Here is a 343-nt window from a genome sequence, read left to right as displayed (position 1 = left end):
CCGCCGTGTCGGAGGACGGCGCGAACACCCGCGCGGCGCCCGCCAGGAACGCCCCGAACGCCGCCCGCCGCTCGCCCGGATCCGGCTCCTCGAACCCGTCCGCGTCCACCGCCAGGCACGACCGGCACTCGGTGACCGGCGCCAGGCCGCAGTAGCGCCCGTCCGGCTGCACCAGGTGGTTGCGGTGGCACACCGGCGAGTAGTCGTGCAGCGTCCACGCGTAGGGACGCCCCGACCCCGCCACCACCGCCATCAGCGCCCGCGCCGCGCCCCAGCGCAAGCCCGCCAGCGAGTGCACGTGGATCAGGACCGGCGCCAGCTGCCCGACGAACTCCGCGAGCTC

Annotated in this window: 1 pseudogene; it reads right to left on the bottom strand. The window is 76.7% G+C overall.

Features of this window, described 5'->3' with window-relative positions:
- A pseudogene (locus ACLBYB_RS32890) lies at positions 1 to 343 on the bottom strand (glycosyl transferase); the annotation flags it as partial.

It is taken from the genome of Methylobacterium sp. D54C, assembly GCF_053345595.1.
The sequence above is the reverse complement of the archived record's forward strand: the minus strand, read 5'-3'. Positions and strand labels throughout refer to the sequence as shown.